We start from the raw sequence: 26,510 nt of genomic DNA, 5'->3' as shown, positions 1-26,510 counted from the left end.
ACGGACGATGGCCTCTCGTGAGCACCTCCCGATGGTCCGCCGTCCTGCCCGATTTCGCCCCGTTCCGATCCGGCCGGGACTTCAGGCTGCTGTTCTACCAGGGCACGGTGACGTACTTCGGTTCGTTCATGGCGATGATCGCGCTGCCGCTGCAGATCAAGCACCTGACGGACTCGCCGATGGCGGTGGGTGCGATGGGTGCGGTGGAGCTCGTGCCGCTGGTGGTCTTCGGGCTGTACGGCGGCGCCCTCGCCGACGCGGTCGACCGGCGGCGGATGATCCTGCTGACCGAGGCCGGGCTCGGGGTGCTCGCCCTGGTGCTCCTGGTCAACGCGCTGCTGCCGGATCCGCTGCTGTGGCCGCTGTACGTGGTCGCGGCGGGGGTGTCGGCGCTGAGCGGGCTCCAGCGGCCGGCCCTGGACTCGCTGATGGCGCGGATCGTGCCGCACGAGCAGCTGACGGCCGCCGCCGCGCTCAACGGGCTGCGCTACCAGTTCGGGGCGATCGCCGGTCCGGCGCTGGCCGGTGTGGTCGTCGCCTTCGCCGGTCACGCCGCGGCCTACTCCGTCACCGTGCTCGGTTTCCTCGCCTCGGTGCTGCTGTGCCTGCGGCTCGGTCCGGCGCCGCCGGTGAAGGGGGCCGAACGCCCGTCGTTGCGCGGGATCGCCGAGGGCGCGCGCTACGCGTGGAGCCGGCCCGTCCTGCTGGGGACGTACGCCGTCGACCTGGCGGCGATGCTCTTCGCCTTCCCGAACGCGATCTACCCCTTCCTCGCGGACGAGCTCGACGCGGTCTGGGCGCTGGGGCTGATGTACGCGGCCGGGGCGGTGGGCTCGCTGGTGCTGGGCATGACCAGCGGTTGGATGTCCCGGGTGCGCCGGCACGGGCTGCTGGTGGTGTTCGGTGCGGCTGTCTGGGGCCTGGCGGTCGCAGGGGCCGGCGCGTCCTCCGGTATCTGGCTCGTGCTGCTGTGCCTCGCGGTGGCGGGCGCGGGCGACATGGTGAGCGGGCTGGGCCGGGCGACGATCTGGAACCAGACGATCCCGGAGGAGCTGCGGGGCCGGCTCGCGGGCATCGAGGTGCTGTCGTACAGCGTGGGACCGCAGCTGGGGCAGGTCCGGGCGGGCACGATGGCCGGCTGGACCGGTACCCGATCGGCCTTCTGGGGCGGCGGCCTGGCCTGTGTGGCGGCGGTGGCGGTGCTGGCCGCCCTGCTGCCGAAGCTGATCTCCTACGACGCCGACACCGACGAGGACGCGCTGCGCCGCCGGGCTGCCCGGGAGGCGGAGCCGAGCGGCGCACCGGCCTGAGGCGCCTGGCGCCCTCTCCGGCGTGGCTGCTCTGCCGCGCTACTCGAAGGAGAGGGTGCCCTGGCCGGGCTGGCTCAGGTAGTTCTGCCAGCCGGAGGACAGCGGGATGTTCGCGCCGAAGCTCGTGCCGGAGCCGAGGTGGGTGGCGATCGTCCCATCGGTGCCCTGGATGACAAGGTCGGCCTTGCCATCACCGTTGATGTCCGGGAAGGTCAGGCGGCCCTGGCCCGGCTGGCTCAGGTAGTTCTGCCAGCCGGAGGACAGCGGGATGTTCGCGCCGAAGCTGGTCCCGGAGCCGAGGTGGGTGGCGATCGTCCCATCGGTGCCCTGGATGACAAGGTCGGCCTTGCCATCACCGTTGATGTCCGGGAAGGTCAGGCGGCCCTGGCCCGGCTGGCTCAGGTAGTTCTGCCAGCCGGAGGACAGCGGGATGTTCGCGCCGAAGCTGGTCCCGGAGCCGAGGTGGGTGGCGATCGTCCCATCGGTGCCCTGGATGACAAGGTCGGCTTTACCGTCGCCGTTGATGTCGGGGAAGGTGAGGCGGCCCTGGCCGGGTCGGCTCAGGTAGTTCTGCCAGCCGCTGGAGAGGGGGACGTTGGCGCCGAAGCTGGTGCCGGAGCCGTTGTTGAACCGGACGCCGATGGTGCCGTCCGTGCCCTGGACCAGGAGGTCCTTGTTCCCGTCCCCGTTGATGTCGGCGTAGTACAGACGGCCCTGACCGGCACCGCCCAGGAAGTTCTGCCAGCCCGCGCTGACCGTGGTGCCGGCACCGAAACTCGTCCCCGAACCCGGACGGAGCCCGATCGTCCCGTCGGTGCTCAACACCATCAGATCGGCCTTGCCGTCACCCGTGACGTCCGCACCGTTGTTGGCATCCTGGATGTTGTCGTAGCGGCGGGGGCTGAAGGTGCCGTGGCCGCTGTAGTAGGGGTAGGGGATGCTGTGGTGGACGGCGCCGCTGCTGCCGGACTCCTCCAGCGCGTCGTACGTGGAGTGATCGGAGCTGGTCCATCCGTTGAAGATGACCACGTGGCCGCCGGCGCCCGAGTCGGGGTTGAGGAGGACGTCACCCGGCTTGAGGGACTCCTTGGGTATGGAGGAGGTGTAGTTCAGCAGGGTGCCGGTGGTCTCGCCCCAGTTGTTCCCGCTGGAGGAGTTCAGGTGCCAGGCCATGGAGACGAAGCCGGAACAGTCGGTGCGGTACTTGCCGTTGGCGTCGGTGCGGTAGCTGGTCATGCTGTACGGCACGCCCGCGTCGACCCATGACTGGGCCCGGGCGATGACCTCCGCCCTGCTGATGCTGCCCCCCGCCGAGGAATCCGCGGTCAGAGTGGCGAAGGCGCCGACCGGCCGGCCTGCGGCCAGCTGCGCCGCCGAGGCGGTGGTCGGATTGGGCACGGTCGGGGTGAAGTGGGTCAGGAAGCCCGGGTTCGCCGCACCGGACGCGGCGGCGGACGGCGCCGGGGTGTCGGCGACGGCCTGACCCAGCGTCGTGGCGGTGACCGCGCCGACGACGGCGACGGACAGGGCGAGACGAATGGTCATGTTCATGACATTCTCCTGATGAGGTGGAAGCGCAGGGGTTCTCCGGACCCGGAGAACCAGGGGCTGAACGGTGAAGAGGGCGAACGGGATCGCTGCCGCACGGGCGGCGCGGCGATCTGGCGGTGCGGTGGGCGCGGAGCGGTGCCGTGCCGTGCGGACGGCGCGGCGCGGGGCGGCTCGTCGGGCCGGGGTTCGGCTCGGGACTCCGGCTCCCGCTCTCAGGGGTCCAATCGGGGGTACGTCCCGTTCGGCGGCGCGCCGGAGGCGTGGTGGACCGCGCACCCCAGGGGCGGCATGACGGCCGGGGCCGAGGGCCGGGGCCCGGGCCGGCGCCGGGGGTCAGCTTCACTACGAGGCGATGCGGTGCGGTGCGGGGTCGTGCGGGGCCGTGCAATACGGCGCCAAGTGGTGCGGTTCAGGGCGGGGATGTTCCAGCGCGTTGTCCGCGCCGCGAAGGTGAGTGACAGTCAGCCACCCTCGCCACCGGCCCCCGACAGGTTGGATGCCGGTGCCGCTCGGCTTGCGTGTGGGCAGTACGCCCGTGAACCCCCTGGCGGGATGGCCGTGCCGTGACGGGGGCTGAGCGGAGCGTCCGGCGCCGAGTGCCAGGTACCGACCAGCCCTAGCCGTTGCCCTTGACCCTGGCCCTGGCCTGAACAGTGGCGACGTAGCGCACGGTGAACAGCATGGGGACGACGAACCCGGCGGCCTGGACGAGTGTCGCCGTCGTGGAGTGGCCCTGGCCGGTGTGGGCGAGAGCCGCGAGGGCACCCGCCGTGACGGCGAAGGCGGCCGTCCACACGGTGGTGATGACCACGTTGACCCGGACGAAGGGCTTGAGGCTCCAGACCTCGGGTGGGGTGGTGCGCTTGGCGATGCCCAGCGTGAACGGCTTGCCCGCGAGCAGCGAGGCCCCAGCGATGAGGGCCAGGGTGGCCGAGGAGAGCGCCGCCGAGTAGGCATGTACGACCGAATGGGGGTCTGCGAAGGAGACGGCCGCCAAGGCCGCGAAGAAGACGGCCGAGCCGGATTCCATGATCAGAGCGTCGAAGCCGACTCCCGTACGCTGCTGTTGGGCGATCACCGTCACCGCCACCAGCAGACCAGCGAGCGCCCCCCACTGCCACTGGGCGGACGGGACCACCGCGAAGACGATCCATGGAAGGAAGGTGCGTAAGTACGACATCGAAGACCCCCGAGTTGCTGACATTCCTGTTCTGACATGTAGAAACTAGAATCTCCACCCTCGACATGTCAACAGTGGAAGGTAAAGTGATGGCATGAGCCTTCGACACGCCCTCCTCGGACTCCTGTCAGAGCGCCCCGCCAGCGGCTACGACCTGCTGAAGCGCTTCGAGACCTCTTTGGCCAACGTCTGGCCCGCCACGCAGAGCCAGATGTACACGGAGCTGTCCAAGCTCGCCAACAACGGGCTGATCAGCGTCTCGGCTCAGGGCCCGCGCGGCCGCAAGGAGTACACCCTCACCGACGAGGGTCTGGCGGAGCTGCGCCACTGGCTGACGGAGATCAAGCCCCAACGCAACACCAGGAGCGACATCTTGCTGCGGGTGTTCTTCCTCAACGTGATCACGCCGGACCAGGCGCGGAGCTACCTCACCGAACTCATGGAGCTGTCGGAGCAGGAGCACGAGGCCTTGCGCCGACTGGCCGACTCCATCGACTGGGGCGACGACCCGCTCTCGGTGAACGGCAAGATCGCCCTGGAGTACGGCCTCCGCTTCAACGCGATGCGCCGCGAGTGGGCCGCGTGGGCGGCCGACCAGATCCGCTAGGCCGTCCCTTTCGGATCCCGCCGATCAGACGCCGCTGGTGGCGGTGATCCTGCCGTCGGCGACGGCGGCGGTCAGCAGCGCGTGGTCGGCGAGGGTCCGGTCCGCGTAGCGGAGCGCGAAACCGGCCACGGCGCGGTCGAAGGTGTCGCCGCCACCGAGGTAGCCGGCGATGGCGATGCGGTCGCCGGTACGGGCGTGGGCGCGGGCCAGGGCCCTGCCGCACAACTCGGCGTACTGGGCGAGCAGGCCCGGGGACATGCCCGCGACATCGGCGGACCCCTTCATGTCGCGCAGCTGCCGGCCGTAGAAATGGCGCCCGGCGGGTCCGGTCGTCCAGCCGAGGAAGATGTCGCCCGCGGCCTGCATGCGCCGCTGACCGGCGACCACCCGGTGCCCTTGGTGATCGTGCCCGTCGTCCGGGAGATGCCCTTGCAGGACCGACGGCACGGCCTCCTTGATCTGCAGGAACAGTGGATCGTCGGCGTCGCGCCCGAGCAGCAGCACGATGAAGCAGCGGGTCCCCACGCTCCCGACGCCGACCACCTTGCGTGCCGCGTCGGCCAAGCGGAACCGGTCGAGCAGGAGGCGGCGTTCCTCCGGGAGGGTGCTGCGGTACTTGCCGAAGATCTGGTCGACCTCCCGTGAGTCGGCCCGGGCGAGCGGCTCCAGCAGCGGCGGATCGTGGATGATGCGCCGGCGCCCGTCGCGGACCTCCGTGAGCTTGCCGAGCGCGCGCAGGCTGGTGCGGCGGCGGGCGCGTGCCAGGTTGGCCTCCACCCGGTCGCGCAGTTCGGGCGTGCGGATGAGGGGCAGCAGGTCGGCGGTGTCGATCCGGTGGTACCAGACGTCCAGCTCGCGGTGTCCGGCGAGCTCCCGGATCGTGCGGCGGTAGGCCCGGGCGGCGCGACGGGCCGCTCTCGCGGCGCGTTCGTCGCCGTGCCCGTTGTCTCGGGCGGCCACCGCGACGCTCGCGGCGAGCCGTTTGACGTCCCATTCGAAGGGGCCGGGGAAGGTCTCGTCGAAGTCGTTGAGGTCGAAGAGCAGGGCGCGTTCGGGCGAGGCGAACACGCCGAAGTTCAGCAGGTGTGCGTCCCCGCACAGCTGGACGGTCAGGCCGGTCTGCGGCCCGGCGGCCAGGTCGGCGGCCATGACGGCGGCCGCGCCACGCAGGAAGGCGAGCGGCGATGCCGCCATTCGGCCGTAGCGGATCGGCAGCAGTTCGGGCACCCGGTCGGTGCCCTGCCGCCGCAGTACGCCGATGGGGTCGGGCCGGTCCGGTGAAGCGGTCCACCGCCCGTGCGCGGCGCGGCCGGTGATCTTGCGGACGGCCCGTCCGCGCCGGAGCCGCTCAGCTGGACTGGTCATGCGCCGCTCCTCCTCGCCGGTCCCTCCTCATCCTCGCCGTACGGGTCCTGTCGCGCATGTCGCCGTCCCCGTAGCGGTCCGGGACGGGACGGCGGCTCCGGTCAGCTCTCCTTCTCGGCGAGGATCCGGTCGGCCGCGTAGTGCGGGCAGTTGAGGGTGTGCCAGGTCACCGACAGTGACCCCGCTCCGGTCCGCAGGGTCCGCACCACTCCGTCGGCGGCGGTGGCCTTGCAGAAGGGGCACATGACGGTCTCCGGGCGCAGTAGATCGAACATGCCGTGTCCTTCCCGCAGCTTTCTCACACCGGACCAGTCCAGAACTATCAAATCCGGCGCCATTCGGCCGCAGTACCCACAAGTACGGATGGATATTAGGGGCCATGGCCCCACGGAAAGTGCGGTGGGAGGGGAAGCGGGAGGCATCCCCGGGCGACCGTCCCACCCCGTGAGGAGCCTTGCGGCGGACCGGAGTTCGCCTTCGGACCGGGGTCGGGGCGGCCGGGCCGGCCGTCACCCCGGTGAGGTGGGTGACGTCGTACGGGTTGCGCGGGAGCGGGGCGGTGACAGGAGCTGGTACCGCCACCTTGCCGGCAGGTTACTCGCGAGGAAACACGACCTTTGGCTATGGTGAGCGCCCTCCGGTCGAGAATCCTTCGGATCCCATGATCAAATACGGATCCGCCATGTCGATCGAAGGATGTCCCGCATCCGGGACATGACTATGAAGTGCAGAGCGACGCGATGTCGGCAACACCGCCCGGCGTCGGCTCGGTACGAGCCGACCTGCCCTCGCCCTGTCACCCAGGGCTGGAGGGCGGCGGTCTTCTCATTCACCTACCTCGCGAAGGCAAGGCAGAGATGGCAAGAATGCCCCGTCAGTCCACCCGGCCGCAGACGCACCCGGTCGACGAACGACTCCCCCTCCCCCAGCTCGCCCTGTACGGATTCCAGCACGTCCTCGCGTTCTACGCGGCGGCCGTCATCGTCCCGGTCCTGCTCGGGAACGCGCTGGGCCTCTCCCGCGCGGAGCTGGTCCACCTCATCAACGCGGACCTCCTGACCTGCGGCGTGGCGTCGATCATCCAGGCCCTCGGCGTGTGGAAGATCGGCGCCCGGCTGCCCCTGGTCCAAGGCGTCACCTTCACCGCGGTCTCGCCCATGATCGCCATAGGCCTCGGAGCGGGCGGTGGTACCGCCGGACTGCTCGTCGTCTACGGAGCGGTGATCACGACGGGCATCGCGACCTTCCTGTTCGCCCCGCTCTTCAGCCGGCTGGTGAAGTACTTCCCGCCGGTCGTCATCGGCACGATCCTCACCATCATCGGCATCACGCTGATCCCCGTGGCCCTGCAGGACGCCGCGGGAGGCGCGCACCTCATCGGCACCCCCGCGTACGGGGACCCGAAGAACCTCGCCTACGCGCTGGGCACCCTGCTCTTCATCCTCACCATCGTCCGGATCGGCAAGCCGTTCCTCAGCAGCCTCGCCGTGCTGCTCGGGCTCGTCGTCGGCACGGCGGCCGCCTGGCTCTTCGGCGACACCGATTTCGCCGCGGTCGGCGAGAGCGACTGGTTCGGAATCACCACCCCGTTCCACTACGGCATGCCGCGGTTCGAGCTGCTGCCGATCGTCGCCATGCTCGTCGTCGTCCTGATCACCATGGTGGAGACCACCGGTGACGTCTACGCGATCGGCGAGATCACCCGCAAGAAGGTCGACGCCGACACGGTCGCCCGGGCCCTGCGGGCCGACGGCGCGGCCACGGTGCTCGGCGGCGTCCTCAACTCCTTCCCGTACGTGGCGTTCGCCGAGAACATCGGCCTGGTGCGCATGTCGAAGGTGATGAGCCGGTACGTGGTCGTCGCGGCCGGTGCGTTCATGGTCGTGCTGGGGCTGCTGCCGAAGGCGGGCAGCCTCGTCGCCTCCGTCCCGCACCCCGTGCTGGGCGGAGCGGCGATCTCCATGTTCGGCATCGTCGCCGCGGTCGGCATCCAGATCCTGGGGAAGGCCGATCTGCGCGAGGAGCGCAACACCCTGATCCTGGCGGTCAGTCTGGGCGCCGCCCTGCTGCCGACGACCGTCGGCCCGTTCTTCGACCGGATGCCGGACGACCTGCGGGCCGTGCTCGACAGCGGGATCACCCTGGGCGCCCTGACCGCCATCACGCTGAACCTGCTCTTCAACGTCTTCACGCGCCGCGGCACGATGGAGATCGACTGGGACGACATCGACGAAGAGGGCCCGGCCGAACCGCGCTTCGGCGCGCCGGCACGCTGAGCGGACCGCCGACCGGGCGCTCCGCGCGCCCGGCCCGCGGTCGATGCTCCAGGTCAGCGTCCGGCCGCGGGGAACGGCGGCGCCTCGCCGGCCTCGCCGATCAACTCCCAGAAGTGGTCGACCAGTCGGCGCAGATAGGCGGCGCGTTCCGCCGCGATCTCCTTGAGCCGGGCGTCGTTGTTGCGCGCCACGAGGTGTCCCATGTACCGCTCCGAGAAGGCGGCGAACTCCGCGTGCATCGTGCGCAACGCGTCGCCGACACTCGTCGCGTCCACCACCACGATCTCCGCCACCGGGTCCACGTACGTCTTCCAGCGCCCGGCGACGGCCGAACGCAGGTGCTCGGCCAGCTCCTCCACCCGCCCCATGATCCCGATCAGTTCGCGCAGCGACAGCCCGAGGGCCTCCACGAGCGCCCTGGTCTGCCAGGTGTCCCCGTTCCATTGCCGCGCCGATTCGGCCGCGCGGTACTGGGACGGGTCCATGCCTATGCGGTACGCCAGCCGGTCGACGGTGAGTCGACGGGCCAGCCGGTGCTCGGCGAGGGTGCGCGGTGCGATGCCCATCAGCGTGGTGGCGTCGCACCACAGGACGTCGGCCAGGGCGAAGAGTTGCCGGTCGGAGGGCACCTGGGTGCCCTGTTCCCAAGCCACGACGAGCTGGGGGTGGACGGGGGTGCCGCAGGCGGCCATGGAGTGGGCCACCTGGGTCGTCGTCAGGCCCATGCGGGCGCGCGCGGATCTGGCCTCGGTCGGGGAGAAGGGAATGGTGCTGTGCACGTACGAGACACCTCGCAGCCCCCTCGGGCGCGCGGCGGTCGAGGGGAGGACGGATCGATGGATGAACACCAAGCGCGGGCACACTAACAGATGTTCAGTGGGGCGTATCCGTCCATACCCCTACGAATCCAAGGCCATGCGGGGCCCCTGGGCGACCACCACCGGCCGCGGGGACCGCGGTACGGGCGTGGCCGGCTCAGTTCGCGCAGTCCGTGTCCCGGGCCGGGCGGCGGCCGCTCGTGAGGAACTCGGTGACGGCCCGGTCGCCGCACGCGTTGCCGTTGCCGAGGTACAACCCGTGGCCGCCCTGCTCGACGGTGACCAGGCGGGCCCGGTCGCCCAGCGCCTCGCGCATCTTCAGGCCGCCGAAGAGCGGGGTGGCCGGGTCCCGGCGGCTCTGGAGCATGAGGATGTTGGACGGGCCGTCGTCGGTGATGCGGGTCGGCTTCTGCGTGGGGGTCTTCCAGAAGGAGCAGGGCAGTACGTTCACCGGCATGCCGGCCGTGAGCGGGTACCGGGCCCGGTCCGCGTCGACCGCCCGCCGGTACGCGGCCACGGGCGCGTCCGGCCACGCGACGTCGTTGCAGATGACGCCGACCATGAGCGCGGCGTCCGCGTTCGGGATGGGCGCGGCGAGCTCCCTCGGGAGCACCGGGGTCCCCGCCGGGTCCTGCGCCGCCTGCACGAGCCGGGCGAAGCCGGCGAAGGCGGCGTCCGCGTAGAGCGCGTTCTGGAGGGCCTGGCGCAGGCCGTTGCCGGTCAGCGGCACCCCGGGGGTCGTGGTCGTCCTCGGCTCCCGGTCGAGTCGGGCCGCGAGCGAGACGAGGAGCGGCTCCACCTCCCGCGGTGCCGCGGCCAGTCGCAGGCCGTCGCGGTCCCGGTCGGGGTGGGCCGCCCAGGCCGCGAAATCGGGGAGGCGGTCCGCCGCACCCTGCGCCATGTTCGCGAGCCAGCCGCGCGCGACCCGCTTCGGGTCGGGGTCGCCGCTGCTGTCGAGGACCCAGCGGTCGGTGTGCCGGGGGTACTTCTGCGCGTATACGGCGCCGACGTACGTCCCGTACGAGGTGCCCCAGGCGGAGAGCTTCCGCTCGCCGAGCGCCTCGCGGAAGCGGTCCATGTCGCGGACCTGGTTGGCCGTGGTGAAACTGCGCAGCTCGGGGCCGCCGTTGCGGGCGCAGGCCGCCGCGATGCGCCGGGAGCGGGCGATGTTCTCGGTGATCTCGCCGTTCGGGCCCGGCCAGGACCGCAGGCTGGTCAGGTACCGGTCCTCGGGAGCGAGGTCGCAGCTCGCGGTGGTACTGGCGCCCACTCCGCGCGGATCGAAGGCGACGAGGTCGTAGGCCCCGGCGAGTTCCCGCCGCAGTGCGTCGGCCTTCTGCGTCAGGCGCTGCACACCGGATCCGCCCGGTCCGCCGGGTATCACGACGAGCGTGCCGCGCCGCGCCTCGGGGCGGTCGCTACGGATCCGGGAGACGGCGACGGTGAGCTGCCGGCCGTCGGGGTCGTCGTAGTCGAGCGGGACGGGCAGCTCGGCGCACTCCTGGGCGGCGGGCGCGCCCGGATGGGTGCAGGGGTGCCAGTCGAGCCGCGGGGCGGCGGGCGTGGATGCGGGCCGAGCCATGGCCGGTGCTGCGGTCGCGGTCACTGTGGTCGCCACGGCGGCCGTGGCGAGGGCGAGGAGCAGGGCCTTGTGCGGGGCCCGGCGCGGGGCCTTGTGCGGGTAAGTCGTCATGGCACAAGCCTTGTTGATCTCACCTCGGGGTCCCATCCGGCGTGCCGGTCGGCCACCGGTGGGGCTAACCCCCCGCTCCCCCTCCGGTCGGCTCAGGGCAGCGGCACGCCCCGGGCCGTGATCCAGAGCTCGTACCACTCCTCGTGCGTGAGCTCGGGCTCCCGCAGCGCCGCGTCGGCGCAGGCACGGATCCGTTCGGGGCGCGCGCTGCCGATGACCGGCGCGACGGCGGCGGGATGCCGCATCAGCCACCACAGCAGGACCGACTCGGGCGTGGTGTCCTTCTTCCGGGCCAGCTCGGCCAGCAGGGCCGCGGTGGCCCGCTCGGCGGGTGTCTCCTCGAGGCCGGTGAACCGGCCCTGCGCCAGCGCGCCCCAGGCCTGGAGGCGGATGCCGTGGTCGCGACAGTGCTCCAGCGTGCCGAACGGGAACCCGTTCCGTGCGGATTCCGGCGTGTTGAGCAGGACTCCGGCCTCGACCCAGGCACGGCTGTGCAGGCTCATCTCCAGCTGGTTCGCCACCAGCGGTACGTCGAGCCGGGCCTGGAGGTGGGCGATCTGCGCGGCGCCCATGTTGGACACGCCGAAGCCCCGTACGAGGCCCTGGCGGTGCAAGGAGGTCAGCGCGGCGGCCATCTCGTCCACGTCCGCCAGTGGATCGGGGCGGTGCAGCAGGAGGACATCGATCACGTCGGTCCGCAGGCGGGTCAGGCTCTCCTCGACGCGCCGCGCGATGCTCTCCCCGCGCAGGTCGTACATCCCGGGGCGGTCCTTGTCGCCCAGTCGGATCCCGCACTTGGTCTGGAGCGTGATGCGCTCGCGCAGCCCGGGTGTGCGAGCGAGCACCTCGCCGAAGACGGCCTCGGCCTTCCCGTGCCGGTAGATGTCGGCGTGGTCGAAGGTGGTGATGCCGGCGTCGAGGGCGGCGACGACGGCCGCCTCGGCGGTGTCGATGTCGGCCGGACCGTACGGGTCCGGGTCCCAGCTCCCGCCCAGGCCCATGCACCCGTACAGCACTCGGTCGGCGCCGGGGTTCGTACTCGCGTTCGTCACCGTCCCACCCTATGCGGTCCCCGAGGTGCGCCTCACGGTTTCCGGCGGCGATGCGGAACGGCTCACACCGGGCCCGATGCACGGGCTGACCGGCTCATACCCAATGATGTCCGCATGCAGAGACACATGGAGACCGGGTGGTGGTCGCCGCGGCGGTCGCTCCGCCGCCGGTTCGGCAGCGCGGCGACGACCCTGGGCCTGTTGACCGCGGTGGCGTGCACGTCGGCGCAGACACCGGCTTCGGTGGCGGGTGCCGGTGCGGGCGCCGGGACGGCCGACGACGTCTCCGTGGCGACCTGGAACATGTGCGGCGTGCGGCAGTGGGGCTGCGAGAAGACGGGTGGACCGAAGGAGAAACTGGGGCAACTGCGCGACCTGATCGGTGATTCCGGCGTCCAGGTCCTGCTCCTGCAGGAGGTGTGCTCCGAGGACCTGACCTCCTTCGCCCACGCCCTCGGCCCGCAGTGGCAATCGGCCTTCGAACCGTACGCCGAGGTGGACGCGACCGGTCGGCGTACGTCCGTCGACTGCACCGGACAGGGGAAGGGGCAGGCCGGCTACGGCCTGCTGGCCGGCTCCCAGCTCACCGACGTGGAGGCGATCCCGACCGAGCAGCCTACGGTGGGACTGCACCGCGGGATCCTGTGCGCGCGGGTGCCGGCCCAGCGGCTGCGGGTGTGCAACGCGCACCTCTCGCTGCGGGAGAGCGACGACGAGCACCCGGACTGGGACTTCCGCGACGACCAGCTGAGCTCGCTGTTCGCCGCCGCCGCCACGGACGCCGCCACGGTCTTCGGCGGGGACTTCAACTCCCCGCCGCCGGTGGGTGAGAAGAACACGTCCGCCTGGATCTGGCCGAGGGAGGCGTACACCACCTACCGCGAGTGCGACCAGAAGGGCAGCTCGCGGGCGGGGCATGCCACCCTCAAGGACGGCACGAAGATCGACTACCTGTTCACCCAGCTCCCCCGCACGGCCTGCGAGGCGGTGGACACCAAGGCGTCCGACCACCGGCCGCTGGTGATGCGGGTGACCCGCCCGCCCGAAGACCCGGCGACGATCAGTACCGTGCGTTGAAGAACGCCCCCTGTGCGGGCACGGGGTAGGAGTTCATGATCAGGGTGAAGGGGACGGCCGTCCAGGGCGAGGCGTTGCCGACGGCGTCCACCGCGATGGCCTCGACGAAGTGGTCGCCCTGGTTCCAGGCCCAGCCGGGCTCCCACGCCCAGCTGCCGTCGGCTCGTACCTCGCACGTTCCCAGGGCCGCTCCGCCCTCCTGGAAGTCCACGCGGACGGCGCCCGGGGCGTAGCCCGCGAAGCCGACGGCGGGGCCCGACAGCTGCTGGTGGGCGGCCGGGGCGGTCACCGACAGCACGAGGCGCTGCGCCGGCAGCGGCAGCGGCTGGGGCGCGGGCTCGTACTCGGGCAGGGCCGCGGACGCGTTCTCCACGGCGGTGAAGACCACTTCGGTGCGCTCGGTCTGGTAGTTGTTCGCGTCGGCGGCGAACAGCCTGATGACGTGCCTGCCCTTGGGCCAGGGGGTGCCGCGTTCCCAGACCCACGTGCCGTCCGCGGCGACGGGCGCGGAGCCCTTGTGCTTGCCGTCCTGCCAGAAGCTGACGCGTACGGCGCCCACGGCGGTGCCCGTGAATCGGACGGTGTTGGCGGGGACCCGCTCCTCCGTCGTCGGCGTCAGCACCACCGGCCGGGGGAAGGACTCGTCGCGCTGTACGAGTGAGGTCTGCGTCAGGTACGCGTCGATCGCCGACGTGTCGCGCTGCGGCTCCTCGTAGCCGTTACGGACCATGCCGAACCGGGGGGTGATGCCCTCGACGAGGAGGTTCAACAGCCCTATCAGGGTGGGGAGGTTGCGCAGGGTGACTTTCCCGTGGTCGGTGATCAGGGGAGAGTCGTTGTAGACGAAGTTGAAGTTCTCGTGTCCCTGGAACAGCCTGACGAACGGCTCCACCTGGCTCGCGTACTGCTCGTCCTGGGGCGAGGTGACCAGATAGATGTTGGCCGAGCGGTTCGCCCCGCTGTGCACCAGTTCGGGGAGGACCGAGTCGAGGACGCGTACGTTCTGCTCCGTGGCCTCGCCCATCATCACCCGGACGGCCTCGGGGTTGCCCTCCTTGACGCGGGTACCGATCTGGAACTGGGGCACGCTGGCCACGATGTTCCTGAAGCCGTACTTCAGGCCGAAGAACAGGGCCGCGCTGCCGCCCTTGGAGCTGCCGAACATGGTCACCTGGTCCGGCGAGAGGGACAGGGCTCCCATGACGCGCGAGATGAGCCCGGCGACGGACTGCTCCAGGGAGAAGTCCATCCCCTTGCACAGGTAGTAGGTGTTCGCGCCGTCGAACAGGTCGCGGACCCACAGGATGTTGGAGCGCAGCAGGTCGAGCTTTCCGTTGGCCCAGCCGTACTCGTTGGTCGCGTAGCGGTTCGCGAAGACGACGACCAGATGGCGATTGCCGTTGCGCGCGTGGGAGAACCGGTACTCGACGGGCACCGCCCCCGAGGTGTCCACGCCGGTGAAGACGCGGCGCGTGCTCTGGGCTGTCTTAGACATGCTCGGAATCCATTCTTCTCGCCGGCTGACGCGGCACCTGACCGAGGGTGCCTCCGTTCCAGGGATCTGCCTGACCTGCCTGACCTGCCTGACCTGCGTCGGCGCGCTGACCTGCCTGGCCCGCCGGACCCGCCGCGCGGCCGCGGGCCGCTCCGACGGCCGGGGCCTGTGCCCGGGCCGGGTCGAGGTCCCCTCCGGCGATCAGGATGCGATCGGTGAGCCGGGCCGAGGCGTAGCCGTCGTCGAGGTCGCAGAACTCCTGCTGGAACCAGCGGTAGCGGGCGGCGTAGCCCTGCTGGATGCGGTCGATGTTGCGGATCGCCCCGATCAGCTCCGGGGAGGTGTACACGAGGGGGCCGGGGGCGGACTGCTCGAAGTCGAAGTAGAAGCCGCGCAGGGTGTCCCGGTAGTGGTCCAGGTCGTAGGTGAAGAAGAGGATCGGCCGCCCGGTGTTGACGAAGTCGAACATCAGGGAGGAGTAGTCCGTGATCATCACGTCGGCGATGAGCGAGAGGTCCGCCATGTCCGGGTAGTCGGACACGTCGAAGACGAAGCCGTCGCCGGCGCCCGGTACGGGGTCGACCACGTTGGGGTGGCGCCGCACGAGCAGGACGTGGTCGTGGCCGAGCTGCGCCTTGGCCTCGTCGAGGTCGATGCGGAAGTCGAGCTTGTACTTCCCGGGTGCGTAGAACTGGTCGTCGCGCCAGGTCGGCGCGTACATGATGGCCTTCTTGCCCGGCGGCAGGCCGATGCGGCGGCGTACTTCCGCCGCCCGCCGACCGGAGTCGGCGCGGCGCAGGATGTCGTTGCGCGGGTAGCCGCTCTCGACCATCTCGCCGGGGAACTGGAAGGCGCGCTTGAGGATCGGGGTGCTGAAGCTGTTCGGGGAGACCAGCATGTCCCAGTTCCGCACCTCCTTCTCCACGCGCTCCAGGTACCGCTTGTCCGCGAAGTGCACGGCCTCGATGTCGTGGCCGATGCGCTTGAGCGGGGTGCCGTGCCAGGTCTGCACGACGACCTGGCCCTCGCGCTTCTCGAACCAGTCCGGGAGGTGGTTGTTGGCGACGACGTACTTCGCCCGGGCCATGGCCTCGTACCAGTCGGGGGACCACATGCGCACGGGCCGCGCGGTGGGGGGAACATCCACCTGGTCGTCGCGCACCACCCAGAGGTGTTCGAGGTCCAGGCCGCGGCGGACCATCTCCTCGTGCAGCGCGCGCGGGCTGTCGGAGTACTGGGTCCCCTTGAAGGCGTCGAACAGCACGGCCTGGGTGACGGGCTTGCGGCGGGCCGCCGGATACGTCTTGGTGCGCATCAGCTTCTGCCGGTAGGGGCCGCGGGCCTCGTCCGGCATCGCCGAGTGGACCAGCAGGGAGAGCCGGTCGTAGGCCTCGGACTGGAGCTCGTAGCGGCGCTCGTTGCCGGTCATCTCCTGCGGCAGGGTCGGGATCAGATCCTGCGTCATCTTGACCATGAGGTCGCCGGTGCGGTTCTCCGGGGTGACCGCGGAGGGGTCCTGGCGGCGCAGGAAGAAGTCCCAGCGGCCGGCGGCGAGCGGGATGTCGCCGGCCAGGGTGCGCATCGCGGCGGGGGTGACGACGAAGCGGAACTCGTCGCCTTGCCAGGTGATCGGGGCGACGCGCTCCGCGCCGTGGGCGCGGGAGCGTACGACGACGTGCGCCATGGCGTACTCGGACGCGTCGAGCATGTCCTGCGCGGCGTAGCCGACGACGACCTCCAACGAGCCGTCCTCGCGCCAGGTGGCGGACTTGGCCAGCGGGAGGGTGTCCCGTTCGAACAGGACGACGTAGCCGGAGCCGTTGCGGTGCACGAAGACCTCGCGGTCCCCGCCGTCGGTCTGCAGCCCGGCCGGCATCCGGTAGTGGCCGTCGGTGGCGTCCTCCGCCATGACGGGGTAGATGGCCGCCTTGCGTCCCTCGACGTGGAAGGTGGTCTTCCAGCCGTTGGCGCCGGTGTTCCAGGTCTCGGGGACCCCGTCCGAGGAGTTCGTGCGGTGTCCGGGGACGAGGGCCTTGACCGGTATGCGGGTGACGAAGAGGTACCAGCCCTCGCCGCCCGGCGTGAAGTGGACCCACGAGTCGTGGCGGCCGGCGCCGCTCATGCTGGTCACCCGGAACTTGCCCCACTCGGGGAGCTTGGCACCGAGGTAGACACCGCCGAGCTCGATGTGGTCGCCGACCATCCGGTGCCGGGTGATGCGGCAACGGACGGTCTCGACGCGGAGCTTGAGCTTGCCCTGCAGGAAGAGGGGCACGACGCGGACGTTCTTGTCGACGTACCGGTAGGGCGGGTTGGCCGCGCTGCCCGCGCCACCCCGGGCCATGCCCTTGTAGCGGAAGAGGCCGCGGCTGAGCACGCCGGCCGCGACGTCCCAGGTGCCCTCGACCCACACGCCCTTGCGCTTGAGCCGGGACGTGTCGAAGCTGACCTGGAAGCCGGACCAGTCGTAGCAATAGCGGTTCTGGTTCGAGTACTCGGTGGCCTGCGGGTAGTAGGTGGTCTTCGCCTTGGCGACGACCACGCGGCCCTGCTTCTTGTTGCGCAGCGCGATCGCCTTCATCGACATGTGCCGCTTGTGCACGTTGATGAAACGGACGTACGCGGACCCCTCCAGGGTCAGGTGGTGATCGTCCTCCCAGGCCGCCCGGTTCAGCGAGCCGTGGAGCGAGAGTTCCTTGTCGAGCCGGTAGGCGCTCTTGTCGAGGCCGACCGAACGGTCACCGAGGTAGGGGTAGTTGAGGTAGCGATGGAAGCGGCGCTGGACGGGCAGGGGCCCGCCCTTGCGCTCGAACTCGACGACGTCGAGCAGTTCCTTCAGGCGCCCCTCGCGCACCAGCAGCCACTTGACCCGGGCGTCTGCGGGAAGTTCGTGGATGATGTCCGCGTCGGCCTCGTCCAAGAACTCGTTCGCCCACTGCATGAAGGCGTCCTGGTACTCCTCGTCGGCGTCCGGCAGCACCTTCAGATGCAGCATCAGGTCCGACTTCAGGCAGGCCAGGTCGTACTTGCGCTTGTGGTCCGAGTAGGAGCGGGCCCGGTGCCCGGCGAGGAAGCGGCTGACCGACCGGACCGCGGAGACCCGGTCCTGGAGGTTGCTGAACTCGGTGTGCCGCTGGGTGATGGAGGGGGCCGCACCGCCCTCGCGCCGGCGCCAGAAGTAGACGATGTCCGTGAGGATGTCCACCTTGGCGGCCCGGAAGTGGGCGAACATGTTGACCCAGGAGTCCTCGTACATGACGCCCTCGGGGAACGCGATGTAGTGGTAGTCCCAGAAGGACCGTCGGAACACCTTGTTCCAGACGGTGCGGTCGTAGATGAGGTCCGGCAGCTTGGTGATGTGCGTGCCGCGCCGGCTCTTCTGCATGGGCGCCTTGTGCAGGGGGGACTGCCACCGCTTGGTGGAGTTCATCATCTGCACGTTGCCCGACACGAAATCGGAACCGGACCCTTCGAGGGTCTGCACGAGCAACTCGTAGGCGTACTCGGGTATGACGTCGTCGCCGTCGACGAACGCGAGGAATTCCGCCTGGGGATGAGCGGCTCGAATACCGACATTACGGGCATGCCCCGGCCCCATCGACTCCTGACGCAGAAGCCTGAACCGGGGATCGCGGCGGGCGAAGTCGGCGGCTATGGCCGTCGAGGAATCGGTCGAGCCGTCGTCGACCATGATCACTTCGAGTGCGGAGAACGTCTGCCTGGCTATCGATTCCAGACATTCCTGGAGGTATATCTCCACATCCTGGAAAGGCACGACAACACTCAGGCGGGGCATACCTGCCACTCAGAAAGCTCCTCGATAGACACACTTCTCACGGCGCACCGGAAGTTGCCGGGACACACCGCCAGACCCGCCCCCGAATCCGGTCACCCACCGCTCCCCGAACACTCGACCCGCCCCACCGCACTCGACCGCACACTTATGCGACCTTGACAGCGCGTCCGCAGCGTAGGCCAATCACTTAATGGCGAGCAAGTATTCATGGGCGCTTCACAGGCTCAAAGCTTCACGTATGCGAATGAGCGGCGACCTCCCACACCTGCGGGGGAGGTCAACTCCGCCTGCACCCAGGGTGCGGCACGCGGAAGCAATGCTTCAATCGCCGCAGCACGGGAATTCGGGTGAGGTGGATCACCCCACCCGACACCACGGACCGAAGGCCAGGCCCGGGTCCGTCCGATCCTGCCGGGCGATCAGCAGCCCGCCGTCCATGTCGATCATCGCGATCGTGACCGCGCCACGGGCGTCGGGCGAGATGGCCGGCAGCCCCGCGCACCGATCCCCGACCGGGGCCCACCAAGTGCCGTACTGCTCGCCTTCCGTCGGGTAGGCGGCGATCTCCGGGTAGCCCTCGGCCCCCCGCTGCAGCAGGACGGTGCAGTCGTACCCGTCGATGCGCGTACGGGCGACGTCCACCGGGCCGACACCGCCCGCGCCGCCCAGCGGCATGAGCGCGGGCGACACACCGGCGGGGGCCTGCGGGCGGTAGGCGATGACGCCGCCGTCCGCCGGGTGGCGCCAGAAGTAGGTGCCGGTGCCGGGGCCCGTCTCGTAGGCGCTGTACGTCCCCTCCACGGCGTCGGCCTTCATGCGCCCGAGCCACCTGAAGTCGCTTCCCGGCATGTCCTGCCCCCAGTACGAGGCCCCGCCGCGGAAGGTGACCAGGAACTCGGCCCGGCCCCGGGCGGTCACCAGGGGGACGACGGCTCCGCGCACCCATTTGCCTTGGTAGTCGGCCCAATTGGCCCATGCGCCGTCGGCGCGCCGGGTCCGGCCGCGCGCTCCCACGCCGAACCGGGTGGAGAGGATGTGGAGCGCGCCGGTGCCGTCGGGGAGCACGATCGGGTCGCCGGGCGGGGGCAGGGGCGCCCCCGACTCCGCCCCGGCCTGTTCCTGACCTTGGGCCTGGTCCTGGTCCTGACCTCGGGTCTGGCCCCGCTCCGCCGCGTGCCCCTGCTCGCGCTTGCGTTCCGGGAAGGGGTTGCCCGCCGCGCGCCAGTCGCCGAGGGGGCGGCCGGTCTGGTACTGGGTGGCGACGATCAGCTCGCGGCCGCCCGGCGCCCCCTCCCGGTGGCGGGTGCCGGCGAACCAGACGAACCCGTTGGAGTCCTGGGCGAGCGTGAACCGGCCCGCCCATCCCTCGACGGGGAACAACTCGGGGCCCTGCCAGATGTCGGAGCCGGGCGCGGACTCGGTCCAGCGCACCAGGCCGTCGGCGCAGCTCGCGTAGGCGGTGAGCCGTCCGTCCCGACCCAGTCGGAGCCAGCTCCGGGCCGCGCTCCCGCCGTCGGCCGCCGCGGCTATCTCGGAGCCCGGCACCGCGGGCGCGGAGGAGGTGACACCTCGGTCCGCTTCCATACGTCCGCGTCGCGCCATGTCCTGCCCACACCTGCCCCAACTCGTACCTTTTGCCCGGCCTTACCCGGCGAGCCGTTGGACAATTTACGGCAGTGGGGCAACCGGCGGATGTCGGGGGCGCATGTCCACGACAGCCTCCGCTTCCCTGCAACCTAGCCTGATCCGCCCGCCTCCACCAGCAGGTGCCGGCCGGACCTCGCCACCGGCCGGGCCGTCGTCCGTAAGCCGGAAAAGTCGGGTACGGGTACTACGTGGGGAGTACGCCTGAAACGCTACGCCGGGGTGACGCGGGTGACGGGGAGCGCCGTCTAGCGTGGCTGTATGGACGAGCTGCGCGAACGCCCGGGTCCCCCGTGGCGGCGATGGGTGGAGCGGACCGGGCGGGGCCCGGCCTGGCGCTCGGCGCTGTTCGTCGCCCTCTTCACGCAGATCGGCGCGGGCTGGGCGGCGCACGCGCAGAGCGGGCGGGTGGCGCTGGACGGCTTCGCCCGGCTCCTGCTGCTGATCGGACCCGCCCTGCTCGTGGTGCGGCACCGGTACCCCGTGGCCGTGGCGTACGGGGTCAGCGTGGTCACCCTGGTCTATGTGGGTGCCGGTTACCCGTACGGCCCGGTGTTCCTCGGTCTGGCCCTGGCCTGCTTCGCCGCCGTCGTCGCCGGACACCGCCGGGCCGCCTGGGGTGCCGTCGGCCTGTTCTGGGCCGGGCACCTGCTCATCGGGCACTGGCTCTACCGGTGGCTCCCGCCCCCGGGGGACGGCCCGACGCCCTGGGCCCAGGAGGTGGGTGTCACCGCGTGGGTGCTCGCGGTGCTCGCCGTCGCGGAGCTGGTCCGCGTACGCCGGGAGCAGTGGGCCCGGGAGCGGGCCGAGCGGGCGGCGGCCGAAAGACGCCGGGTGGACGAGGAGCGGCTGCGGATCGCCCGGGAACTGCACGACGTCCTCGCCCACAGCATTTCGGTGATCAATGTCCAGGCGGGGGTCGGGCTGGCCCTGCTCGACTCCGACCCCGAGCAGGCCCGTACGGCGCTCGCCACCATCAAGGCGGCGAGCAAGGAGGCGCTGGGCGAGGTCCGGCAGGTCCTCGACACCCTGCGCTCCCCCGGCGAGGCGCCGCGCTCCCCCGCGCCCGGTCTGGACCGCCTTCCCGAACTCGTGGAACAGGCCGCGACGGCCGGGCTGAGCGTGGACGTCTCGGCCGAGGGGCAGGCGAGGGCGCTGCCGCCCGGGGTGGACCTCGCCGCCTTCCGCATCCTCCAGGAGGCACTGACCAATGTGATGCGACACTCCGGTTCGCGCACCGCCCGGATCCGCCTCACCTGGCAGCCCCACGCCTTGGAGCTACGGGTGGACGACGACGGCCCGGCCACGGGCGGCACCCCGGACGGTGGCGGCAACGGCCTGGTCGGGATGCGCGAGCGGGCCGCGGCCCTGGGCGGCACCGTCGAAACCGGCCCGCGACCGGACGGCGGCTTCCGGGTGGTCGCCGTACTCCCGCTCAAGGCCGACGCGTTCGAGGAGGACCTGTGATCCGCGTACTGCTCGCCGACGACCAACTGCTCGTCCGGGCCGGGTTCCGGGCCCTGCTCGACGCCCAGCCCGACATCGAGGTGGCCGGCGAGGCCTCCGACGGCGACGAGGCCGTACGGCTGGTCCGGGAACTGCGTCCCGACGTCGTGCTCATGGACATCCGGATGCCGGTGCTGGACGGACTCGCCGCGACCCGCCGGATCGGCGAGGACGAGTCCCTGGCGGCCGTGCGGGTGGTCATGCTCACCACCTTCGAGCTCGACGAGTACGTCTTCGAGGCGATCCGGTCGGGCGCCTCCGGCTTCCTGGTCAAGGACACCGAACCGGCGGAACTGCTACGGGCGGTCCGCGCGGTGGTCGCGGGCGACGCCCTGCTGTCCCCCGGCGTCACCCGCCGGCTGATCGCGGAGTTCGCGGCCCGCTCGAAACAGCCCGCGACGGCGTCCGGGCTGGGCCGACTCACCGACCGGGAACGGGAGGTGATGGCCCTGGTGGGCATGGGCCTGTCCAACGAGGAGATCGCCCGCCGCCTGGTCGTCAGCCCCCTCACGGCGAAGACGCACGTCAGCCGCACCATGGTGAAACTGGGCGCCCGCGACCGCGCCCAGCTGGTCGTCCTGGCCTACGAATCCGGCCTGGTCCGCCCCGGCTGGCTCAGCTGAGACACTCCCTGACTTGGTGGCCTTCGCAGACTCCGGTCCCGCTGCTCCTGCGTCAGTTCGTGGGGCCTCTGTAGTCCCGCAGGATGTTCAGAGCCCTGTCGAAGGCCGAGTCCCTCTTCCTGTCGAACTCGTCCTTGGTGAAGACCGGCTCAGCGACGTGCGGCGGAATACCTGTGCCGTCGAAGGTCCTGCCCGAGCGGGTCAGGAACTCCTCGTTCGGCAGCCAGGCCGCCATACCGTTGGGGAGCTTGCGCACCATGACGTCCGAGAAGACGCCCTGTGTGGGCTGTCCGATCCGGACCGTCCTGCCGGGCCGGTCCATGAGGGCCTGGGCGAAGCTCTCCCCCGCGCTGACGGTCGAGCCGCCGATCAGCACGGCGACCGGCCCGGTGTAACGGGGGCCTTGGGCGGGTGTGACATACGCGGGCTGGGGGCGAGTGTGCCTGGCGGGGTCGGCGGGGTCGTTGCGGGCCCGCTTGGAGTAGGCGACGTAGGGGGTGTCGGTGAGGCGCTCGGCGATGTGGATTCCCAGGGAGTCGGAGCCGCCCCCATTGATCCGCAGGTCGATGATCAGACCCTTCAGGCGCTGGGTGCGCTCCTGGCTGAGGACCGTGTCCAGCGCCCTGTCGAGCTCGGCCTGCTGGACGGCGTAGGGGGCGCGCTCGCCCGCGTATCCGCCGAAGCCGGAGATCCGCAGATAGCCCTGCCCGCCGGGGAGGTCGGCGTAGGTGATCCGCCCGTTGGCGAAGTCCTGGATGATCCGTGCGTCCTCGAGGTCGTGCGCCACGATGAACTTCTTGACCTCGGTGTCCCACTCCTCGGTGGGCAGGACGGTGCCGGGGCGAACCTGTGCGAAGACGCGGTCGCCGTCCTGAACGGCAACGTGCACGTCGTGGAGCGGCTGGACCATCTCGCTGAAGACGGCGTAGAGCTCGTCCTTGGTCGTCTTCGCGTGCACCTCGGGCCGGTATCGGTCACGTACGGCGTGCCAGTCGAGGCCCTTGGCGGCAAAGAAGGGGTAGTTCTCCTCGAAGGACTGCCAGAAGACGTCAAAGGCGGCGAGCGGACCCTCGGGGGCCGGACGCGTGCAGGCGTCGGGCAACTCCGCGATCCGGCGCAGCTTCCTGTCTCCCACGGAGCCGTCCACCCGCATGGACCCGCGGTCGCGGCCTCCTTGGATGCGCACAGTGAGGACATCCCCCTTGGGCGTGGTGTAGGTGCCGGAGCCGGTCTGCTGCGCGGAGTCACCTTCGAGGCAGCTGACGGCGGTGGTCTGGTACTCCTGGAGAGTTCCGTTCCGGATGGACAGCACGGTGCCGTAACCGTCCGTGCGCCAGATTCCGTCGGTGGTCGGGTGGTTGGCGCCGGCGGCCGGCGCGGCTTGGCCGGCGAGAGCCAGTACGACGGCGGTGGCCGTGACGATGCGCACGATCTTGCCTTCTCTGTAGGCGACTTGTTCGGGACCGCCCCACGGTCGCCGAACCCGACCTCCACCGGCCATCCGGCTGTCCGGTGGATCAAGGGTGGGGCCTGCCCCCACTACCGGTAGTACCTGCGAGTGATCACGCCGAGGGACCGATCGGCGCGGCATTCGGCTAACGCCCGCCCCAGCGGCGTGGGCTGACCCTGCATCGTCCCGCGCCCCTACCGGAAGGTGCGCGTGCTCCTCCCAGGCCCCCGGTCATCCGGGAGGTGAGGTCAGGCAGGGGTATCGCCCGGGGCGTGCAGGGTCCGGCGGACGGCGTCGCGGAGCCAATGGTGGCCTCCGTCGGCGGCGTGGCGGGGGTGCCACGCCATGCCGATGGTGAGCGGCGGCAGGGGCAACGGGATGTCCAGGAGGCGAAGGCCCAGAGCGGTGGCGACGTCGGTCAGCGGGGAGGGAACACCGCCGTGGGGTGGGGTGGGGACGAGGCAGACGATGTCGCTGCCGGCAGCGAGCGTCATCGCGGCCATGTGGCTGGGGAGGACGACGGCGACTCGTCGGCGGAGGTTCCGCTCGGCCAGGGCGGCGTCTAGGGGACCGGTGAACCGGCCACGGCGGCTCACCACCACGTGATCGGCGGCGGCGAGACGTTCCGGGGTCAGGGTTCCTTCGACGAGAGGGTGGTCGGGCCGGACGGCCGCCGCCATGCGAAGGGTGACCAGTTCTTCGATCCGGGTCTCCGGGTCCACATGGTCGATGGACCCGATCTCCAGGTCGACCCGGCCGTCGCGCAGTGCCGAGCCGGCTTCCATCTCCTCGGCCCGGAACCGCAACGAGATCCCCGGCGCCTCCTGCCGGGCCAGCCCCAACATCCCGGGCGCCAACGCGGCGCCGACCAGGTCGGCCGCCTGGAGGGTGAAGGTGCTGCGCAGGTCGGCGGGATCGACGCCGGCGCCAGGGGCCAGCAGCGCTCCCAGACGGCGCACCACGGCGGCCGTCTCCTCGCGCAGGGCCTGGGCCCGGGGAGTGGGGACCATGGCCTGCCCGGCCCGGACCAGCAACGGGTCCTGGAGGATGCGTCGCAGTCGGGCGAGCGTGCGGCTCATGGCGGCCGGCGACGTGTGCAGGCGGGCGGCGGCGCGAGTGACGCTCTGCTCGGTCAGCAAAGCGTCCAGTGCGACGGCGAGATTGGCGTCGATGACAGGTGCTGCACTGCTGCTCATAGGCGTTATTCCATTTCAGGCAATGATCCCGTGCTCAAGTTCCCATTGTGGCAACACCTTGACCTTCCACAGGATGAGGGTCGTCCCGATCCGCACGACCCACGAGGTTTCCATGATCGTCATCACCGCTCCCACCGGGAACATCGGCAGCCACCTGCTGTCCCTGCTCCTGGAGTCCGCTCCCGTCCACGGCGAGGCACTACGCGTGGTCGTACGTGACCCCGCCCGGCTGCCCGACGCGGTGCGCGACCGTGTAGAGGTGATCACCGGCTCGCACGGTGACGCCGAGGTCGTCGACCGCGCCTTCGAGGGCGCGGACGCCGTGTTCTGGCTGGTCCCCCCGGACGCGTCGCTGACCCCTGAGGACGCCTACCGCGGTTTCACCCGGCCCGCCGCGAAGGCCCTCGTGGCCCACGGCGTCGGCCATGTCGTCGGCGTCTCGGCGCTCGGCCGCGGCACGTCGCTCGCCCACCGCGCCGGACTCGTCACGGCTTCCCTCGCCATGGACGATCTCATCGCCGGCACCGGCGTGGCCTACCGCGCCCTGGCCTGCCCGTCGTTCTTCGAGAACCTGCTCGAGGACGCGGACGCCCTTCGGGAGACGGGCGTCTTCACCGACGCCATCGACGCCGACCTCAAGGCCCCGCGGGCCGCGGTGGCCGACATCGCGGCCGTCGCCGCCGATCTGCTGCGCGGCCGCTCGTGGTCCGGCAGCGACAGCGTCCCCGTCCTCGGCCCCGAGGACCTCTCCCCCGCCGACCTGGCCCGCATCATGACCGAACAGCTCGGCCGGCCCGTCCGTTACGTACAGCAGCCGCTCGACGAGCTGCACACCGATCTCCTCGGCCACCGCCTCGACGAGGCGTTCGCACGGGGCGTCGTCGACATGAAAAGGGCCAAGAACGAGGGCCTCGACGCGGGCGTCACCCGCACCCCTGCCACCGGCTCCCCCACCAGCTTCCAGGACTGGTGCGCCCGGACCCTGACTCCCGCGGTCCTCTCGGGAGGTACCCGTCATGCCCGTTGAGAGGACGACGCCGCCGGTCACGGCGTTCATGCTGATCAAGACCACACCCGAGTGGCTCGCCATGACCCCCCAGGAGCGCATGACCGCCTTCACCACCCAGGTCGTCCCGGCGATCAAGGCCAGGACCACCGGCGTCCGCTCACGCTTCTACGACACGGAGTTCTACTCCACCCGCGTCACCGACGTCTGGGTCTGGGAGGCCGACGACCACGACGCCTACCAGCTCCTCATCGACGCGCTGCGCGAAACCCCGTTCTGGGACCGCTACTTCACGGTCGTCGATCTCCTCGTCGGCACCGAGAACGGCTACGCCCGCACCTACGGCGTTGAGGCCGTCACCACCATCACGACCTGACACGCCTCCCGCCCCACGACGCCGAATGTCCCCGGGCCTCGACCGGCCCCGGGACATCGCCGCCCGGGGCGGGAGGAGCCGGCGTCCGTGCGGCACCGGTGCGACCGGCTCGTCGCTCGCACCTCAGAGTCGGTAGGGCCAGACCCTGACATGGCCCCGGCCGACGCGGACCTCGATCCACGACCCGTCAGCACCCTCCGGCAGCGAGGGTCCGGCGAGGTCGAACAGGATGGACGTTCCGCCCAGATCCAGGAATGCCGCGCCGTCCTCCGTCAGGCTCAACCGCCCCTGGAAGACGATTCGGTCGCCGTCCTGCGACAACTTGGGCCCGGCGGAACTCGCCGGCCCCGCGTTGGTCCCCCAGACGATGTCCTCATCGACGGTCCACTCGACATGGTGCTCGTCGCCGACCGCTCCGAGGGCACCCTGCCAGAGCACCTCAGCTGTTCCCACCGCGGAGCGGACTCGAACCGTCGTGGGCGTCGACGG

At 70.9% G+C, this 26,510-nt stretch carries 21 protein-coding genes; 8 read left to right on the top strand and 13 right to left on the bottom strand.

Features of this window, described 5'->3' with window-relative positions; all coding sequences use genetic code 11:
* Positions 1–17: 17 nt before the first annotated feature.
* Positions 18–1,310, top strand: coding sequence for an MFS transporter (locus AB8A24_RS08680; RefSeq protein WP_369475269.1), 1,293 nt, complete (start codon positions 18–20; stop codon positions 1,308–1,310).
* Between the two features lie 39 nt (positions 1,311–1,349).
* Here AB8A24_RS08680 and AB8A24_RS08675 read toward each other — a convergent pair whose 3' ends face one another.
* Positions 1,350–2,861: an FG-GAP-like repeat-containing protein gene (locus AB8A24_RS08675; protein ID WP_369475268.1), complete on the bottom strand. Its 1,512-nt coding sequence runs from the start codon at positions 2,859–2,861 to the stop codon at positions 1,350–1,352.
* Between the two features lie 616 nt (positions 2,862–3,477).
* Positions 3,478–4,041, bottom strand: coding sequence for a hypothetical protein (locus AB8A24_RS08670; protein WP_369475267.1), 564 nt, complete (start codon positions 4,039–4,041; stop codon positions 3,478–3,480).
* A 94-nt stretch (positions 4,042–4,135) separates the two neighbouring features.
* Between AB8A24_RS08670 and AB8A24_RS08665 the strand changes: the two genes are divergently transcribed.
* Positions 4,136–4,648, top strand: a complete 513-nt coding sequence (locus AB8A24_RS08665; protein WP_328964790.1) for a PadR family transcriptional regulator — start codon at positions 4,136–4,138, stop codon at positions 4,646–4,648.
* Positions 4,649–4,672: 24 nt separating this feature from the next.
* On the opposite strand, the gene AB8A24_RS08660 is transcribed toward AB8A24_RS08665, so the two are convergent.
* On the bottom strand, positions 4,673–6,013 hold the full coding sequence (locus AB8A24_RS08660; RefSeq protein WP_369475266.1) for a DUF2252 domain-containing protein: 1,341 nt from the start codon (positions 6,011–6,013) through the stop codon (positions 4,673–4,675).
* 101 nt (positions 6,014–6,114) lie between these two features.
* Entirely contained in the window at positions 6,115–6,288 is a 174-nt protein-coding gene (locus AB8A24_RS08655; protein WP_158820687.1) for a hypothetical protein, read from the bottom strand.
* A gap of 582 nt (positions 6,289–6,870) precedes the next feature.
* Here AB8A24_RS08655 and AB8A24_RS08650 point away from each other — a divergent pair.
* Positions 6,871–8,289 carry a nucleobase:cation symporter-2 family protein gene (locus AB8A24_RS08650; RefSeq protein ID WP_369475265.1) on the top strand — a complete coding sequence of 473 codons (1,419 nt, stop codon included), beginning with the start codon at positions 6,871–6,873 and terminating at the stop codon, positions 8,287–8,289.
* A 53-nt stretch (positions 8,290–8,342) separates the two neighbouring features.
* Here AB8A24_RS08650 and AB8A24_RS08645 read toward each other — a convergent pair whose 3' ends face one another.
* The 3 genes from AB8A24_RS08645 to AB8A24_RS08635 form a co-directional block, all read right to left on the bottom strand.
* On the bottom strand, positions 8,343–9,068 hold the full coding sequence (locus tag AB8A24_RS08645; RefSeq protein ID WP_369475264.1) for a transcriptional regulator: 726 nt from the start codon (positions 9,066–9,068) through the stop codon (positions 8,343–8,345).
* Between the two features lie 196 nt (positions 9,069–9,264).
* On the bottom strand, positions 9,265–10,800 hold the full coding sequence (locus tag AB8A24_RS08640) for an alpha/beta hydrolase (RefSeq protein ID WP_369475263.1): 1,536 nt from the start codon (positions 10,798–10,800) through the stop codon (positions 9,265–9,267).
* A 92-nt stretch (positions 10,801–10,892) separates the two neighbouring features.
* The gene (locus AB8A24_RS08635) at positions 10,893–11,852 is read right to left on the bottom strand and encodes an aldo/keto reductase family oxidoreductase (protein ID WP_369475262.1); all 960 of its coding nucleotides are present in this window, start codon (positions 11,850–11,852) and stop codon (positions 10,893–10,895) included.
* Positions 11,853–11,966: 114 nt separating this feature from the next.
* Between AB8A24_RS08635 and AB8A24_RS08630 the strand changes: the two genes are divergently transcribed.
* On the top strand, positions 11,967–12,929 hold the full coding sequence (locus tag AB8A24_RS08630; RefSeq protein ID WP_369475261.1) for an endonuclease/exonuclease/phosphatase family protein: 963 nt from the start codon (positions 11,967–11,969) through the stop codon (positions 12,927–12,929).
* On the opposite strand, the gene AB8A24_RS08625 is transcribed toward AB8A24_RS08630, so the two are convergent.
* From AB8A24_RS08625 to AB8A24_RS08615, 3 genes are all read right to left on the bottom strand, one after another.
* On the bottom strand, positions 12,913–14,424 hold the full coding sequence (locus tag AB8A24_RS08625) for a hypothetical protein (RefSeq protein ID WP_328964783.1): 1,512 nt from the start codon (positions 14,422–14,424) through the stop codon (positions 12,913–12,915). The two genes, AB8A24_RS08630 and AB8A24_RS08625, sit on opposite strands and share 17 nt — an antisense overlap.
* A complete protein-coding gene (locus AB8A24_RS08620) occupies positions 14,417–18,220 on the bottom strand; it encodes a bifunctional glycosyltransferase family 2 protein/CDP-glycerol:glycerophosphate glycerophosphotransferase (RefSeq protein ID WP_328966095.1) in 3,804 nt (1,267 codons plus the stop codon). The genes AB8A24_RS08625 and AB8A24_RS08620 overlap by 8 nt, the downstream gene beginning before the upstream one ends.
* 357 nt (positions 18,221–18,577) lie before the next feature.
* Complete coding sequence (locus AB8A24_RS08615; protein ID WP_369475260.1) at positions 18,578–19,804, bottom strand: hypothetical protein; 1,227 nt, start codon at positions 19,802–19,804, stop codon at positions 18,578–18,580.
* Between the two features lie 321 nt (positions 19,805–20,125).
* Between AB8A24_RS08615 and AB8A24_RS08610 the strand changes: the two genes are divergently transcribed.
* Both AB8A24_RS08610 and AB8A24_RS08605 read left to right on the top strand, forming a co-directional pair.
* A complete protein-coding gene (locus tag AB8A24_RS08610; RefSeq protein ID WP_369475259.1) occupies positions 20,126–21,331 on the top strand; it encodes a sensor histidine kinase in 1,206 nt (401 codons plus the stop codon).
* Entirely contained in the window at positions 21,328–21,993 is a 666-nt protein-coding gene (locus tag AB8A24_RS08605) for a response regulator (protein WP_369475258.1), read from the top strand. The genes AB8A24_RS08610 and AB8A24_RS08605 overlap by 4 nt, the downstream gene beginning before the upstream one ends.
* 52 nt (positions 21,994–22,045) lie before the next feature.
* Here AB8A24_RS08605 and AB8A24_RS08600 read toward each other — a convergent pair whose 3' ends face one another.
* A complete protein-coding gene (locus tag AB8A24_RS08600) occupies positions 22,046–23,422 on the bottom strand; it encodes a S41 family peptidase (protein WP_369475257.1) in 1,377 nt (458 codons plus the stop codon).
* A gap of 269 nt (positions 23,423–23,691) precedes the next feature.
* Complete coding sequence (locus tag AB8A24_RS08595) at positions 23,692–24,639, bottom strand: LysR family transcriptional regulator (RefSeq protein ID WP_328964778.1); 948 nt, start codon at positions 24,637–24,639, stop codon at positions 23,692–23,694.
* A 112-nt stretch (positions 24,640–24,751) separates the two neighbouring features.
* Here AB8A24_RS08595 and AB8A24_RS08590 point away from each other — a divergent pair, with 112 nt between their 5' ends.
* Entirely contained in the window at positions 24,752–25,666 is a 915-nt protein-coding gene (locus AB8A24_RS08590) for an NAD(P)H-binding protein (protein ID WP_369475256.1), read from the top strand.
* A complete protein-coding gene (locus tag AB8A24_RS08585) occupies positions 25,656–26,021 on the top strand; it encodes a darcynin family protein (RefSeq protein WP_328964776.1) in 366 nt (121 codons plus the stop codon). The genes AB8A24_RS08590 and AB8A24_RS08585 overlap by 11 nt, the downstream gene beginning before the upstream one ends.
* Before the next feature lie 123 nt (positions 26,022–26,144).
* Here the strand turns inward: AB8A24_RS08585 and AB8A24_RS08580 are convergent, their stop codons facing one another.
* Positions 26,145–26,459, bottom strand: a complete 315-nt coding sequence (locus tag AB8A24_RS08580; protein ID WP_369475255.1) for a hypothetical protein — start codon at positions 26,457–26,459, stop codon at positions 26,145–26,147.
* Positions 26,460–26,510: the final 51 nt, after the last annotated feature.

The organism is Streptomyces sp. BF23-19 (assembly GCF_041106355.1).
GTDB classification, from domain to species: Bacteria; Actinomycetota; Actinomycetes; order Streptomycetales; family Streptomycetaceae; genus Streptomyces; species Streptomyces virginiae_A.
Note: the sequence above shows the minus strand (reverse complement) of the source record. Positions and strands in the feature narration are given on the sequence as shown.

What these genes read in the sequence shown, in the direction of transcription:
- AB8A24_RS08675 (WP_369475268.1), bottom strand. Translation starts at nt 2,861, where the DNA reads ATGAACATGACCATTCGTCTCGCCCTGTCCGTCGCCGTCGTCGGCGCG.
- AB8A24_RS08670 (WP_369475267.1), bottom strand. Translation starts at nt 4,041, where the DNA reads ATGTCGTACTTACGCACCTTCCTTCCATGGATCGTCTTCGCGGTGGTC.
- AB8A24_RS08665 (WP_328964790.1), top strand. Translation starts at nt 4,136, where the DNA reads ATGAGCCTTCGACACGCCCTCCTCGGACTCCTGTCAGAGCGCCCCGCC.
- AB8A24_RS08660 (WP_369475266.1), bottom strand. Translation starts at nt 6,013, where the DNA reads ATGACCAGTCCAGCTGAGCGGCTCCGGCGCGGACGGGCCGTCCGCAAG.
- AB8A24_RS08655 (WP_158820687.1), bottom strand. Translation starts at nt 6,288, where the DNA reads ATGTTCGATCTACTGCGCCCGGAGACCGTCATGTGCCCCTTCTGCAAG.
- AB8A24_RS08650 (WP_369475265.1), top strand. Translation starts at nt 6,871, where the DNA reads ATGGCAAGAATGCCCCGTCAGTCCACCCGGCCGCAGACGCACCCGGTC.
- AB8A24_RS08640 (WP_369475263.1), bottom strand. Translation starts at nt 10,800, where the DNA reads ATGACGACTTACCCGCACAAGGCCCCGCGCCGGGCCCCGCACAAGGCC.
- AB8A24_RS08630 (WP_369475261.1), top strand. Translation starts at nt 11,967, where the DNA reads ATGCAGAGACACATGGAGACCGGGTGGTGGTCGCCGCGGCGGTCGCTC.
- AB8A24_RS08625 (WP_328964783.1), bottom strand. Translation starts at nt 14,424, where the DNA reads ATGTCTAAGACAGCCCAGAGCACGCGCCGCGTCTTCACCGGCGTGGAC.
- AB8A24_RS08620 (WP_328966095.1), bottom strand. Translation starts at nt 18,220, where the DNA reads ATGCCCCGCCTGAGTGTTGTCGTGCCTTTCCAGGATGTGGAGATATAC.
- AB8A24_RS08615 (WP_369475260.1), bottom strand. Translation starts at nt 19,804, where the DNA reads ATGGAAGCGGACCGAGGTGTCACCTCCTCCGCGCCCGCGGTGCCGGGC.
- AB8A24_RS08610 (WP_369475259.1), top strand. Translation starts at nt 20,126, where the DNA reads ATGGACGAGCTGCGCGAACGCCCGGGTCCCCCGTGGCGGCGATGGGTG.
- AB8A24_RS08595 (WP_328964778.1), bottom strand. Translation starts at nt 24,639, where the DNA reads ATGAGCAGCAGTGCAGCACCTGTCATCGACGCCAATCTCGCCGTCGCA.
- AB8A24_RS08590 (WP_369475256.1), top strand. Translation starts at nt 24,752, where the DNA reads ATGATCGTCATCACCGCTCCCACCGGGAACATCGGCAGCCACCTGCTG.
- AB8A24_RS08585 (WP_328964776.1), top strand. Translation starts at nt 25,656, where the DNA reads ATGCCCGTTGAGAGGACGACGCCGCCGGTCACGGCGTTCATGCTGATC.